Raw genomic sequence first — 13,554 nt, forward strand, 5'->3', positions numbered from 1 at the left:
GTGAACGACACGACCGACTCACGCGCGCTCGCCACCTGGCTCTCCGGGCGGGATGACGCCGCACTGGAGGAGCTCTTCCGCCTGCGCAGCGTGGCGCCATCGGCGCCGTGGCACGACTTCTTCGACGTGGCAGAAGGCCTGCTGGATCCGGCATCCATCGACCGGGCCCTCGCCGCCCTGCCGCGCGCGGAGCTCGTGTCCCTCGCCGCCGGCGGTGCGCCCGATCTGACGTCCCGCGCCCTGACCCGGCCGGACGGGACGCCCTATGTGTCCGTCGCCGCACGGGTCGCCGAGGCGCGGTCGGCGCATCCCGACGCGTTCGAGCCGGATGCTCCCGCGCCCGATCCGAGGCCGGCCTCGGAGAGGGATGCGGCTGCCGCCGCCGAGCGGATCTTCCGGTCGCTCACCGCCCTCACCGACATCGTGGCTGCGAGCCTCGACGCGCCCGTATCGACGACAGCGGCGGGGACGGTCAGCGCCGCCGACCGTCGTGCCCTCGTCGAGAACCACGTGGTCGACGACGGCGACGCGCTCGACGATCTGCTGGCGCTCGGGGCGGAGAGCGGCCTGCTGCGGCCCACCGATCGGGAGTGGCGCGTCACGGAGCACGGGGAGCGCTGGCTCTCGCTGCCGGCTCTCGAGCGGTGGGATGCCGTCGCCCGCGCGTTCGCGGCGAACCTGCCGCGCGGCGTCCGCGCTGCGCACGGCTACCTGCCGTACGCGGCGTGGGAGAGCACGTATCCGCTCGACCCGACGTGGCCGAGCCGTGCGGCCGCGCTCGGGCGCAGAGCCCAGCGATGGGGTCTGCGGATCGGAGACGACGAGCCGACATGGGCGACGGCTCTGCGCCTCGACGGAGCTCCGGACACCGCCGCGCTGGCATCGCTGCTGCCCGCGGAGATCGACAGGATCTACCTGCAGGCCGACCTCACGGCGATCGCGCCCGGGCCGCTGCGGTCGGACCTCGACTTGCGCCTGCGCGGCATGGCCGCGCGCGAATCCCGGGCCCAGGCCTCCACGTACCGCTTCACCGAGGAGACGGTCGGCGCCGCGGTCGCCGGAGGCGAGACCGAGGACTCGATCCGGGGTTTCCTGGAGGACATCTCACTGACCGGCATCCCCCAGCCGCTCGCCTATCTCGTCGAGCGCGCCGCGGCGCGCCACGGGCTGGTGCGCGTCGGGGTGGACGAGACCACCGGCCGGACACGAGTCGACAGCGAGGACGACACGCTCCTGCGCGCGCTCGCCGTCGATCAGTCCGTGCGCTCCATCGGCCTGGTCGAGGCGAGCGGCGGACTCGAGACGCGCGTACCGCGCGACGCCGTCTACTGGACGCTGACCGACGCCCGCTATCCGGTCGTCGCGCTCGATCCCGATGGCCGCCCCGAGCCGCTGCGGCGCCGTCGCGCGCTGCTGCCGGATGCGGCGGCCGAGCCGACGGCGCACGCCGGCCTCGTGATCGTGCTGCGCGCGAGCGCGGACACGGAATCGGATGCCGCCTGGCTCGAGCGCGAACTGGAACAGGCCGTGCGCTCGCGCGCCGTCGTCACGGTCGACGTCCGCCTGCCGGACGGCTCGACGCGCGCACTGACGATGGAGGCCTCGGGCCTCGGCGGCGGGCGCTTCCGCGGACTCGATCGCGCGGCCGACGTCGAGCGCACACTGCCGGTGTCGAGCATCGCCGCCGTCCGCCTCGCGCCCATCGCCGAGGCTCCCGGCCGCTGATCCCGGCGAGGATCCCGGGCCCGCGCGAGCCTGTCGCCTCGGCCCCCGGTAAACTCGAACGCTATGGCTGACGGACCGCTGATCGTGCAGAGCGACCGAACCGTGCTGCTCGAGGTGGCGCACCCGGATGCCGAGAGCGCGCGGCACGAGCTGGCGATCTTCGCCGAGCTCGAGCGGGCTCCCGAGCACATCCACACCTACCGCATCACGCGGCTGGGGCTGTGGAACGCCCGCGCCGCGGGTCATGACGCCGCAGACATGCTCGCGACTCTGGACCGCTGGTCGCGTTTCCCGGTCCCGCCCTCGGTCTCGATCGACATCCGCGAAACCGTGAACCGTTACGGCCGGCTCGTCATCGAGCGCCTTCCCAAGAACGAGGACGGCTCCGGCGGCGAGCTGGTCCTGCGATCGACGGATGCCGCGGTCCTGACCGAGGTCTCGAAGAACAAGCGGATCCAGCCCCTGCTCATCGGGCACCCCTCCCCCGACACTTTCGTCGTGGATGCGTGGGCACGCGGCGCGATCAAGCAGGAGCTGCTGAAGATCGGATGGCCGGCGGAGGATCTCGCGGGCTACACGCCGGGGACCCCGCATCCCATCGATCTGGATGAGGACGGGTGGCATCTGCGCCCGTACCAGCGCAAGGCCGTCGACATCTTCACCGAGGGCGGCTCAGGTGTCGTGGTGCTCCCCTGCGGCGCCGGCAAGACGCTCGTGGGCGCCGCAGCGATGGCCGACACGAAGACCACGACGCTCATCCTCGTCACCAACACCGTGAGCGCGCGGCAGTGGCGCGACGAGCTGCTCAAGCGCACGTCGCTGACGCCGGAGGAGATCGGCGAGTACTCCGGGCAGACGAAGGAGATCAAGCCGGTCACGATCGCGACCTACCAGATCCTGACCGCGAAGCGGAAAGGAGAGTACGCCCACCTCGCCCTGCTCGATGCCCTCGACTGGGGCCTGGTCGTCTACGACGAGGTGCATCTTCTGCCGGCGCCCGTGTTCAAGCTCACCGCCGACCTGCAGGCGCGGCGGCGCCTCGGTCTCACCGCCACGCTCGTGCGCGAGGACGGCCGCGAGGGCGACGTCTTCAGCCTCATCGGGCCCAAGCGGTTCGACGCGCCCTGGAAGGAGATCGAGGCGCAGGGCTTCATCTCCCCCGCCGTCTGCTACGAGGTGCGCGTCGACCTTCCGGACGGCGATCGGCTGGAGTACGCGGCCGCAGCCGACGACGAGCGCTACCGGCTCGCCGCCACGGCGCCGGCGAAGATCGGCGTCGTCCGGCGTCTCGTCGAGCGGCACAAGGGCGAGCAGATCCTCGTCATCGGGCAGTACCTCGACCAGATCGACGTCCTCGCCGAGGCGCTCGACGCTCCGAAGATCACCGGCGCCACCCCCGTGGACGAGCGCGAGCGACTGTACCAGGCGTTCCGCGAGGGCACGGTCGAGGTGCTCGTCGTGTCGAAGGTCGCGAACTTCTCCATCGACCTGCCCGAGGCATCCGTCGCCATCCAGGTGTCGGGGTCGTTCGGCTCCCGCCAGGAGGAGGCGCAGCGACTCGGACGCCTGCTGCGTCCCAAGCAGTCGAACCACACCGCGAGCTTCTACACGCTCATCGCCCGCGACACCGTCGACCAGGATTTCGCGCAGAACCGCCAGCGGTTCCTCGCCGAGCAGGGATACGCCTACACGATCCTCGACGCCGAGGGCATCGCCGCGTGACGCCGGCGGTCGGCCTTCTGACGGCGTGACGAACGGCCCGGCGAGTGAGCGCCGGGCCGTTCGCAGTTCGCTGTTCGCTCAGTTGACGCTGATGCGGTTCAGCGAGCCCGGCGTGTACGGGCTGTGTGCCGACAGGTAGGCGGCGAACGCATCGATGTCGAGTCCGCCGTAGTAGACGTTCTTCGCGCCGAGGAAGGAGCCGAAGTTGTCCCCGCCGCCGGCCAGGAAGTTGTTCGTCACGACCCGGTACGTGTCACCGTCGACGAGCGGCTGCCCGTTCAGCGCCACCGCGCTGTACTGACCGGTCGCCGCCGAGTAGGTGTAGGTGAAGCCGGCGCTCACTTGCAGCACCTTGCTCTGCGAGCCCGCGTTCTTGCCGGTCCGCTGCTCGACCAGCAGCTGCTTGATCTGCGCTCCCGTGAGATCGAGCGAGACCAGGTAGTTGTTGAAGGGCTGCACGGTGAACGCCTCCTCGAAGGTCACGTCTCCGGGCGCCTCGCCCCACTTGGACGACGAGAACGTCAGGTCGGCGCGCACGCCGCCCGGGTTCATCAGCGCGATCACCGGCTTGGCGAACGATCCGACGACGCTCGGGTCGCTCAGCTGCGCGTCGGCGATGAGGTCGCCCAGTGGCGTCTCCCCGCCCGCGTTCGCGGTGCGGGTGACGTCCGTCGTGATGTGCCCGATCACCTTGCTCGCGATCGGCTTGACCAGCTCGTTGTACTGGTTGATGATCGCCGTCTCCGCCGGGTCCTTCTCGACGTTGCGGGTGACGAGCACGTTCTCGCTCTTGACCGACGTGCGCACGATGTCCTGCGTGCGGCGGTCGTACGTGAGGGTGGTGTCGGTGAACAGGCGGCCGAACGACGACGCCGACGTCACCATGCGGTCGTTGCCCGCCGGATCCTTGATGTCGCACACGTACGGCTGGTGGGTGTGCCCGGAGATCACCATGTCGATCGCCGGGTCGAGCCCCTTCGCGATGGGGATGATCGGGCTCGTCGGGTCGAGCTGCGCGTCGTTCGCGCACGCGGCGTCGTACGACGGGTTCACCGTGTAGGGCTTGTTGTCCGGGCCGTACCAGGTCTGCTGACCCGGCGTGCCGCCCTGGTGGATGAGCACGATGATCGCGTTGACGCCCTGGGCCTTGAGCACCGGCACGAGCGCGTTCGCCGTGGCGACCTCGTCCGTGAACTCCAGGCCCGCGACGCCCGACGCCGTCACGATGGACGGTGTGTCCTTCAGCGTCATGCCGATGAAGCCGATCTTGGCGCCCTTGATGTTCTTGATCGTGTAGGCGGGGAGGATCGTCTCGTTCGTGCCGGCCTTGAAGACGTTGGCGGCGAGGTAGTCGAAGCTCGCGCCCGGGAACGAGCCGGAGGGGCACGAGTTCTGGTTGTTCATGCCGTCGCCGTCGTCGATGCAGCCGCCGTTCGCCATGCGCTGCAGCTCCTGGTAACCCTCGTCGAACTCGTGGTTGCCGACGGCGGATGCGTCGAGCTTGAGGGCGTTCATGGCGAGGATCGTCGGCTCGTCGTGGAATGCGCCCGACAGCAGCGGCGAGGCGCCGATGAGGTCGCCCGCGGCGACGGTGAGAGAGTACGGGTGACCGACGCGCGCCTGCGCGAGGTGCGTGGCGAGATACTCCACGCCGCCGACACCGGGCGGTGTCAGCGCGTCGGTGGTGATGTCGGTGGGCTTGGTCGCGCCCGACGGGAGGGCGTGTCCCGTGATCAGCCGGCCGCTGGATCCGGTCGGCGCCTCCAGGTTGCCGTGGAAGTCGTTGAACGACAGCAGCTGGATGTCCATCGTCGGGCCGTTCGGCGTGCTCGGCGCCTGCGGGGCCGCCGTCGCGGGCGAACCCGGTCCGGCCACCGCGAGGGCGACCGCGGTGGCCGCGACGACAGCGGCTCCGGCCAGTCTCATGGCCGATGTCTTGCGTGTGCGCACAGACTCATCTCCTTCTGCGAGCAGGGTGGCTCGCCGCGTTCATGCACCTCTTATGGCGCATTCAGGAAAAACATAACCGACGGTGGGTGACGGCGACAGAGGAGATTTGCGGATGCCCGATGAACAGCGCGTTGCGATTCACCGCGCGGGACGGATGTAGCGCAGGAACAGCTCGTCCCCGACGCGCCGCACGTCGGCCAGAGCCAGCGCGCGCACGCTCTCGTTCGGTCCGTGCGCCACGCGCGGCGCGGATCCCGCGATGAGCTTCGGGCTGAGCGTCAGGCAGAGCTCGTCCACGAGATCGGCCTCGATGAGAGCACCGAAGACGGTGGGACCGCCCTCGCACAGGATGCGGCGCCCGACGGCTTTCGCCAGCTGCTGGACGGCGTCGACCAGGTCAGCCGTCCCGATGACGTCGGCGACCTCGGCGAGGCCCGCCACGCGCTGCGGATCCGCCTCGCTCGAGACCAGGACGATCGGCCGCGTGATCGCCTGTGCGAACACGGGATGCTCGGGCGCGATGCTCGCCCCGCCGGAGAGCACGGCGATCCTCGGCTGCGCGCTGAGGCCGCGCGACCGGCGCCATGCCGCGTCGTCGTCGGAGACGCGCATCCCGCCGTACCCCTCGACGGCGACCGTGCCGACGCCGACGAGCACGACGTCGGCGTTCGCGCGCAGCGCCTGCATCGTGGCGACGTCCGCGTCATCGCCGAGTCCGCCGCTCCGGCCGCCGACGGTCGCGGCGCCGTCGAGGCTCATGACCATGTTCATGCGCACGTGCGGTCCGTCCCCCGCCGGCACCTGGTACGCCTCGCGGAGGTCGGTCACTCGCTGCCCTCCGGCCGCATGTTGTGGAGGAGATACGCGGGCTCACGCCATCCCTGGATCGCCTCGACCATGCGCATCGCATCGACCGTCTCGCGCACGTTGTGGGCCCGGACGATGCGGGCGCCCTGCGACGCGCACCAGACGGCGGCGGCGAGCGACCCGGCGAGACGGTCGCCGCGCTCGCGGTCGAGGCTCTCGCCGATGAAGTCCTTGTTCGACAGGGCGACGAGCAGCGGATGACCGAGGGATGCGAGCTCCCCGAGCCGGCGCGTGAGCTCCAGCGAATGCAGCGTGTTCTTGTTGAGGTCGTGTCCGGGATCGACGACGATGCGATCCTCCGCCACCCCGCGTGCCACCGCGAGCGCGACCTGCGCACGCAGGAACTCCGCGACCTCCGCCACGACGTCGTCGTACTGCGGCTGAGGCAGCTGGGTGCGCGGGACCGCGCGGCTGTGCGCCACGATGAGCGCGGCCTCCCCGGCCGCGACGACATCGGCCATCCGCGGATCGCGCACGCCGGTCGTGTCGTTGATGATCGCCGCCCCGGCCTCGATCGCCGCTTCGGCGACCTCGGGGTGGAACGTGTCCACGCTGACGAGTCCCCGCGGCGCGAGCGCACGGACCACCGGGATGACGCGCGCGCACTCCTCCGCCACGGGGACGGGCGGCCCCGGGGCGAACTTCACCCCGCCGACGTCGACGATCTCGGCGCCCGCTTCGAACGCCGTCACGCCGGCGGCCACGGCGGCATCGAGTGCGAACGTCGCCCCGCGGTCGTAGAACGAGTCGGGCGTGCGGTTCACGATCGCCATGACGGCGATGTGGCGCGTGAGATCGAGTTCGCGCCCGCCGCCGGCGCGCAGCACGAGGGCGGGTTCGGCATCCCACGGGTCGCCGACGGCGACAGGAGAGGTCGCGGGACCCGTCATGCGACCAGCGTCTCGAGCGGCACGGACGGATCGACGAGGGCGGCGGCATCCACCCTCTTGCCCGAGCGGATGAGCTCCTGCACGGTCTCGTTGACGTCCCACACGTTGACGTTCATGCCGCCCACCACGCGCTCGTCGTCGACCCAGAACGCGATGAACTCGCGGGTGTCGAGATCGCCGCGGATGACGAGCTGCGCCTGCGACATGAGCGGCGGATATCCCGAGAGCTCCATGCCGAGGTCGTACTGATCGGTGTAGAAGTACGGGATGTGGTCGAACACCGCATTCTGTCCGAGCATCGACCGCGCGGCGACGGGGCCCGCATTGAGCGCATTGGCCCAGTGCTCGCTGCGGAGGTGCTGCTGGATGACGGGATGGTAGGCGTTCGCGACGTCGCCGGCGGCGAAGACATCGGGTGCGCTCGTGCGCAGATTCGAGCCGACGAGGATGCCGTTCTGCACCTCGAGGCCCGCGGCCTCGGCGAGTCCGGTGTTCGGCACCGCCCCGACGCCCACGAGCACGAGGTCGGCGGGGACGGTCTCACCGTCGACGACGACGCCGTCCGCGCGGGCCTCGCCGACGACGCGCTCCACGTTCACCGACATGCGCAGGTCGACGCCGTGCTCCCGATGCATGCGGCCGAAGATCTCGCCGAGCTCGGTGCCGAGGGCGGCGGACAGCGGAACCGGATCGCGTTCGAGCACCGTGACCTCGTTGCCGAGCTCGCGCGCGCTCGCCGCCACCTCGAGCCCGATCCAGCCGGAGCCGATGAGCACGAGGCGCTTCCCGCCGCCGCGCAGCTGCTCCGCGAGCGCATTCGAGTCGTCGAGTCGGCGCAGCGTCATCACGCCCGGCAGGTTGGCGCCGGCGATGGGCAGCCGCCGCGGGCTCGCTCCGGTTGCCAGGAGCACCGCATCGTAGGTCAGCGTCTCGCCGCCGGCGAGCCCGAGCCGATGCTCGGCGGGATCGAGGCTGATGGCGGCTGTCGCTGTGCGCAGCGCGATGTCGTTCTCGCCGTACCACTCGACGGGGTGCAGGATGACGGCATCCAGCCCCTCTTCGCCCTGCAGGTAGCCCTTGGACAGCGGCGGGCGCTGGTACGGCGGATGCGGCTCGTCGGCGACGATGGTGACGTCGCCGTCGAACCCCTCCTCACGCAGGGTCTCCGCAGCGGATGCGGCGGCCAGCCCGCCGCCGACGATGACCAGATGTGTCACGATCTTCTCCCCTCGTCCAGGATCCTCCGGCGCAGCCCGCCATCCGTCAGCAGCGCGCCGCGGAACGCGGTGGTCTCGGTGATCGACTCCGCCGCGCGCACGCCGCGGATCGACATGCACAGGTGCTCCGCTCGCAGGACGACCCCCACGCCGCGCGGCGCGAGGACCGAGTCGAGCTCGTCGGCGATCTGCGTCGTCAGGCTCTCCTGCACCTGCAGGCCCCGCGCGAAGCGGTCGACGACCCGGGCGAGCTTCGAGAGGCCGACGAGCCGGTCGCCCGGCAGGTAGGCGACGTCGGCCTCGCCGCGGAACGGCAGGAGGTGATGGGCGCACAGGGACGTGAACCGGATGCCGCGCACCACCACGAGGTCGTCGTAGCCGGTGTCGTTGGCGAAGGTGGTCATCGCGAACGGCTCGGGCGTCGTGAGCTCGAGGAGGCCCTCCACCACCCGCCGCGGCGTCTCGCTCAAGTGCTCGCGGGCGATGTCGTGACCGAGCGCCGAGAGGAGCTCGGCGACGGCCGCTTCGGCGCGATCGCGGTCGACGGGGTCGTCTTCCAGCGCGTGCAGAGCGGTCGGTATGGTCATGTCGCGTCCTCTCGTCCGTTCCAAGACTCCTGCCGTCTGCCTGACGCTAGGCCGATCCGCAGCTTTTGTCAAGTATCTTGTTTTTAGAGTGCTACACTCCGAGTATGCGACCCCGGAACGACCTCGATGCGATCGGCGCCCTCGGCGATCCGGTCCGCCGGCGGCTGTACCGCCTCGCCTCCGAGTCCGACGAGCCGCTGACCCGCGACGCCGCCGCGGAGGCGCTCGGCATCCCGCGCAGCACCGTCGCGTTCCATCTCGGCCGCCTGGTCGAGGCGGGCGTCCTCGAGGTCGACAGCAGGCGCGCGGCCGGTCGGAGCGGACCGGGAGCGGGCCGTCCCGCGCACGTCTACACGCCGGCGTCGGATGAGCTCATCGGATCGCTCCCCGAGCGCCACTACGAGCTCGCCGGCGAGCTGCTGGCGGCTGCCGCCGACCGCGCGGACGCCGACGGGACGACGGTGCGCCGCGCGCTGGGCCCGGTGGCGCGCCGGGCGGGGGCGCGGGTGGGCGCCGCATCCGCCGATCTCGAGGACGCCCTCACGACGTGCGGCTTCGAGCCGCGCGACGACGGGGCGGGCGGCCTGACGCTCGAGAACTGCCCGTTCCACGCGCTCGCCCAGCGCTACACCGACCTCATCTGCACCGCCAACCTGTCGCTCGTCGAGGGGATGGCGGCAGGCGCCGGCGACGAGCGGACGCCGGTGCTCGACCCGCGGCCGGCACATTGCTGCGTGGCGATCCGCGCCGCGCGCACCCCTGCGTCCTGAGCCCGCGGCCCTGCGCGCGCTCCAGCGATGAGAGAGTGGACGCATGCGCATCGCCGTCACCGGTTCGTCCGGAAAACTCGGGTCCGTCGTCGTCCGCGAACTCCGTGCGGCAGGCCATGAGGTCACCGGGTTGGATGCCGTGGGCCGGCGCGGACCGGGCTTCGTGCAGGTCGACCTCACCGACTACGGCCAGGTCGTCGACGCCCTCACCGCGGTGAACGACCAGCACGACGGCTTCGACGCCCTCGTGCACCTCGCGGCGATCCCCGCACCCGGCATCCGTCCCGACGTGGCCACGTTCCACAACAACATGCCGTCGACCTTCAACGCGATGTGGGCCGCGATCCGGCTCGGCATCCGTCGCATCGTCTACGCCTCGAGCGAGACGGTGCTGGGTCTTCCGTTCGACGTGCCGCCGCCGTACATCCCGGTCGACGAGGACTACCCGCCGCGGCCCGAGTCGGTCTACTCGCTCGTGAAGGTGCTCGAGGAGCGCATGGCGACCGAGCTCGTACGGTGGCACCCCGACCTCTCGATCACCGCGCTGCGGTTCTCGAACGTCATGTGGCCCGAGGACTACGACGCCTTCCCCTCGTACGATTCCGACGCTCTCCTGCGCAAGTGGAACCTGTGGGGCTACATCGACGCCCGCGACGGCGCACAGGCGATCGAGCGGGCGCTGGATGCCGCCATCCCCGGATTCGGGGCGTACATCATCGCGGCCGCCGACACGGTCATGTCCCGGCCCAACGCCGAGCTCGTCGCGGAGGTCTTCCCGGACGTGCCGGTGAAGGGCGACCTCGGTACGAACGACACCCTGCTGTCGATCGGCAAAGCCCGTCGCCTCCTCGGCTACGCGCCGCGGCACTCCTGGCGCGACGAGCGCTGACGGCGTCGTCGTCCATCGCGCGGCGCGGATCGCCCCTTCTTCCGCCCGGACCTGGCATATTGGGTCCATGACCGCTCCGCGCATCCTCGTCGTCGACGATGAACCGAACATCCGCGACCTGCTGATCACCAGCCTGCGATTCGCCGGCTATCAGGTTCGCGCCGTATCCAACGGCGCTCAGACGATCTCCGCCGTCCTGGAGGAGGAGCCTGACCTCATCATCCTCGACGTCATGCTGCCCGACATGAACGGGTTCAGCGTGACCAAGCGGCTGCGCGGGGCCGGCTATACAGCTCCCATCCTCTTCCTCACGGCGAAGGACGACACCGAGGACAAGGTCGCAGGCCTGAACGCGGGCGGCGACGACTACGTCACGAAGCCGTTCAGCCTCGACGAGATCGTCGCCCGCATCCAGGCGATCCTGCGCCGCACGATGCAGGCCGACGAGGAGTCGGTCATCCGCGCTGGCGAGCTGACGATGGACCAGGACACGCACGACGTCTTCGTCGGCGACGCCTCCATCGACCTCAGCCCCACCGAGTTCAAGCTGCTGCGCTACCTGATGCTGAACCCGAACCGCGTGCTGTCGAAGGCGCAGATCCTCGACCACGTGTGGGAGTACGACTTCAACGGCGATGCAGGCATCGTCGAGAGTTACATCTCATATCTGCGACGTAAGATCGATCCCCTGTCGACCGAGCCGCTCATCCAGACGAAGCGCGGCTTCGGCTACATGCTGAAGGCGGGCAAGACCGCCTGAGACCTTGGGAGCGGAATCGGTGGCTGCCGGGCCGGATGCGGTCACCCGCGGGTGGCGCGGCATCAGCCTGCGCGCCAAGGTCACCGGGGTCACAGTCGGCATCCTCGCCATCGGTCTGCTCGTCGCGGGCATCGGCACCCTGATCTTCCTGCGCAGCTCGCTGCTGGACGGCATCGCGTCGTCGCTGCTGCCCCTCGCCCGCACGAACGTCACCTCGCCCCTCGTCTCCGTCAACACGGGCGTCAATCCGCCGACGTTCTCCCAGAATCCCTCGGCGGTGGCCACAGAGTACTTCGTGGCGCTCTACGACGCTCAGGGCAAGCTGGAGATCACGGCAGGCGGCAACGGCGCACCTCCTCCCGTGTTCCCGGAGACCTACCCGGTCGGCAAGGCGCTGATCACCCAGCTGCAGCCGTTCATGCTCGAGAACTCCTCGGGCGGGGCCGCCTACATGGCGATGGTCGCGCCGCAGCCGATCGTGGACTCCCGCACGCTGTACACCCAGCTCGTCGCCCTTCCGACGGCACCGGTCGCCAAGGTGCTGACCACGTACCTCGGGATCTACACGCTGCTCGCCTTCGTGATCCTCATCGCGGGCGCCCTGGCGACGCGATGGCTCGTGACGCTCACCTTCCGAAGTCTCGGGCAGGTGGAGGCCGCCGCGGACTCGATCGCCGCGGGAGACTTCAGTCAACGCCTCACCGATATCGAGCCCAGCACGACGGAGGTCGGCCGCCTCAAGATCGCGTTCAACGCGATGCTCGTCCACGTCGACGACGCGATCTCGCAACGGGATTCCTCGGTGCGCCAGATGCGGCGATTCATCGGCGACGCGAGCCATGAGCTGCGCACGCCGCTCGTCACCGTCCGCGGCTATGCGGAGCTGTACCGCATCGGCGCCATCGAGGGCGAAGAGGCCACCGGGCAGGCGATGGAGCGCATCGAGAAGGAGGCGATCCGGATGGGCGTCCTCGTCGAGGACCTCCTCGCGCTCGCCCGCCTGGACGAGAAGCGCGACGTCGTCATCGCCCCCGTCGATCTGCGGCCGATCGCCCGCGACGCCGCGATGGACGTCCACGCGACCTCCCCCGCGCGTGTCGTCACCGTGATGGATTCGACGACGGCGGATGCGGCATCCCCCGAATTCCGCGCGAGCGAATCCGGTGAGATCCCCACGGTGCCTCCCCGTGGCGTCACGGCCCGTTCGCGCGCCGGCGCCACACTGTCGCGCCTGCGCCGCCGGTCTCGCCCGACACCGCTCGCCCCCGAGCCCGCCGGCCGCGTCGCGCCGTCGCAGGAGCCGATCGTGCTCGCCGACGAGAACCAGGTGCGCCAGGTCGTCGCGAACCTCCTCGGCAACGCCCGACGCTACAGCGCCGACGACTCTCCCCTCGGCCTGCGCGTGGGCGTGGATGCGGCGGCCGGCATGGGCTGGATCGAGGTGATCGACCACGGCGACGGCGTCCCCGAGCAGATCCGGGAGCAGATCTTCCAGCGCTTCTGGCGCGCCGACACCTCGCGCACGCGCGAGACGGGCGGCTCGGGACTGGGTCTGTCGATCGTGGCGTCGATCGTCGAGACGCTGCACGGCACCGTGTCGGTCGACGACACCCCCGGCGGCGGTGCGACGTTCCGGGTGTCGCTGCCGCTCGCGCCCGTCTCCCGGGAGGCCAACCTCGAGCTCGAGACGCAGCCCGTGACCCAGCCGGTCACGCAGCCTGCAGCCGACGGCGCCTGAGTCTCCTCCCCGGCGGGACGGCTGCAGCGCTCCTCCCCGGGGGCGGGCCCGGCAAGGCGGATGCCGCATCCCCGCCGCTTAGCGTGGGGGCACTGCATCCCACCGTGAAGGAGCCCGGAAATGATCTTCTCCGTCGACAGCGAGCAGGTGCTCGCCGCCACCACCGCCGCTCGCGGCACCGCCGACCGTCTCGAGGCCGAGGCCTCGGCGATGCTCGCGCAGCTCACACAGCTGCAGGGGTCGTGGACCGGTGTCGCCGCAGCGGCCTTCCAGGACGTCATCGATCAGTGGCGCATCACGCAGCGTCAGGTCGAGACATCCCTCGCCGCCATCACGCAGGCACTCGCCGCCGCCGGGCGGCAGTACGCCGACACCGAGCAGGCGGCCGTCGGGCTGTTCCGGTAGATGCGGCCCGACGCGCCCGGAAACGACGGATGCC

General features: G+C 70.7%; 12 protein-coding genes. 7 read left to right on the forward strand and 5 right to left on the reverse strand.

The genetic code is table 11. The annotated features are described in order from the left end of the window. On the forward strand, positions 1–1,725 hold the full coding sequence (locus tag SM116_RS13705; RefSeq protein WP_320941532.1) for a helicase-associated domain-containing protein: 1,725 nt from the start codon (positions 1–3) through the stop codon (positions 1,723–1,725). 63 nt (positions 1,726–1,788) lie between these two features. Beyond that, positions 1,789–3,447, forward strand: a complete 1,659-nt coding sequence (locus tag SM116_RS13710) for a DNA repair helicase XPB (protein WP_320941533.1) — start codon at positions 1,789–1,791, stop codon at positions 3,445–3,447. A 78-nt stretch (positions 3,448–3,525) separates the two neighbouring features. On the opposite strand, the gene SM116_RS13715 is transcribed toward SM116_RS13710, so the two are convergent. From SM116_RS13715 to folE, 5 genes are all read right to left on the reverse strand, one after another. Further along, a complete protein-coding gene (locus SM116_RS13715; protein ID WP_320941534.1) occupies positions 3,526–5,373 on the reverse strand; it encodes a bifunctional metallophosphatase/5'-nucleotidase in 1,848 nt (615 codons plus the stop codon). Positions 5,374–5,535: 162 nt separating this feature from the next. Further along, entirely contained in the window at positions 5,536–6,225 is a 690-nt protein-coding gene (locus tag SM116_RS13720) for a dihydrofolate reductase family protein (RefSeq protein ID WP_320941535.1), read from the reverse strand. After that, positions 6,222–7,154 carry a dihydropteroate synthase gene (gene folP / locus SM116_RS13725; RefSeq protein WP_425563254.1) on the reverse strand — a complete coding sequence of 311 codons (933 nt, stop codon included), beginning with the start codon at positions 7,152–7,154 and terminating at the stop codon, positions 6,222–6,224. Before folP ends, SM116_RS13720 begins: the two co-directional genes overlap by 4 nt. Next, a complete protein-coding gene (locus tag SM116_RS13730) occupies positions 7,151–8,371 on the reverse strand; it encodes an NAD(P)/FAD-dependent oxidoreductase (RefSeq protein ID WP_320941536.1) in 1,221 nt (406 codons plus the stop codon). Before SM116_RS13730 ends, folP begins: the two co-directional genes overlap by 4 nt. Continuing rightward, entirely contained in the window at positions 8,368–8,958 is a 591-nt protein-coding gene (gene folE / locus SM116_RS13735; protein ID WP_320941537.1) for a GTP cyclohydrolase I, read from the reverse strand. The genes SM116_RS13730 and folE overlap by 4 nt, the downstream gene beginning before the upstream one ends. 104 nt (positions 8,959–9,062) lie before the next feature. Here folE and SM116_RS13740 point away from each other — a divergent pair, with 104 nt between their 5' ends. The 5 genes from SM116_RS13740 to SM116_RS13760 all read left to right on the forward strand — a co-directional run bounded on the left by SM116_RS13740 (position 9,063) and on the right by SM116_RS13760 (position 13,520). Further along, positions 9,063–9,728: a helix-turn-helix transcriptional regulator gene (locus SM116_RS13740; RefSeq protein WP_320941538.1), complete on the forward strand. Its 666-nt coding sequence runs from the start codon at positions 9,063–9,065 to the stop codon at positions 9,726–9,728. A gap of 43 nt (positions 9,729–9,771) precedes the next feature. After that, positions 9,772–10,617, forward strand: a complete 846-nt coding sequence (locus SM116_RS13745; protein WP_320941539.1) for an NAD-dependent epimerase/dehydratase family protein — start codon at positions 9,772–9,774, stop codon at positions 10,615–10,617. 67 nt (positions 10,618–10,684) lie between these two features. Beyond that, positions 10,685–11,377 carry a response regulator transcription factor gene (locus SM116_RS13750; protein ID WP_320941540.1) on the forward strand — a complete coding sequence of 231 codons (693 nt, stop codon included), beginning with the start codon at positions 10,685–10,687 and terminating at the stop codon, positions 11,375–11,377. A 19-nt stretch (positions 11,378–11,396) separates the two neighbouring features. Beyond that, positions 11,397–13,115, forward strand: coding sequence for a sensor histidine kinase (locus SM116_RS13755; protein WP_320941541.1), 1,719 nt, complete (start codon positions 11,397–11,399; stop codon positions 13,113–13,115). Positions 13,116–13,235: 120 nt separating this feature from the next. Beyond that, positions 13,236–13,520, forward strand: a complete 285-nt coding sequence (locus tag SM116_RS13760) for a WXG100 family type VII secretion target (protein ID WP_320941542.1) — start codon at positions 13,236–13,238, stop codon at positions 13,518–13,520. Positions 13,521–13,554: the final 34 nt, after the last annotated feature.

Origin of the sequence: Microbacterium rhizosphaerae, from assembly GCF_034120055.1 — a bacterium.
Taxonomy (GTDB): Bacteria; Actinomycetota; Actinomycetes; order Actinomycetales; family Microbacteriaceae; genus Microbacterium; species Microbacterium rhizosphaerae.

What these genes read in the sequence shown, in the direction of transcription:
- SM116_RS13710 (WP_320941533.1), top strand. Translation starts at nt 1,789, where the DNA reads ATGGCTGACGGACCGCTGATCGTGCAGAGCGACCGAACCGTGCTGCTC.
- SM116_RS13715 (WP_320941534.1), bottom strand. Translation starts at nt 5,373, where the DNA reads ATGAGACTGGCCGGAGCCGCTGTCGTCGCGGCCACCGCGGTCGCCCTC.
- folP (WP_425563254.1), bottom strand. Translation starts at nt 7,154, where the DNA reads ATGACGGGTCCCGCGACCTCTCCTGTCGCCGTCGGCGACCCGTGGGAT.
- folE (WP_320941537.1), bottom strand. Translation starts at nt 8,958, where the DNA reads ATGACCATACCGACCGCTCTGCACGCGCTGGAAGACGACCCCGTCGAC.
- SM116_RS13740 (WP_320941538.1), top strand. Translation starts at nt 9,063, where the DNA reads ATGCGACCCCGGAACGACCTCGATGCGATCGGCGCCCTCGGCGATCCG.
- SM116_RS13745 (WP_320941539.1), top strand. Translation starts at nt 9,772, where the DNA reads ATGCGCATCGCCGTCACCGGTTCGTCCGGAAAACTCGGGTCCGTCGTC.
- SM116_RS13750 (WP_320941540.1), top strand. Translation starts at nt 10,685, where the DNA reads ATGACCGCTCCGCGCATCCTCGTCGTCGACGATGAACCGAACATCCGC.
- SM116_RS13760 (WP_320941542.1), top strand. Translation starts at nt 13,236, where the DNA reads ATGATCTTCTCCGTCGACAGCGAGCAGGTGCTCGCCGCCACCACCGCC.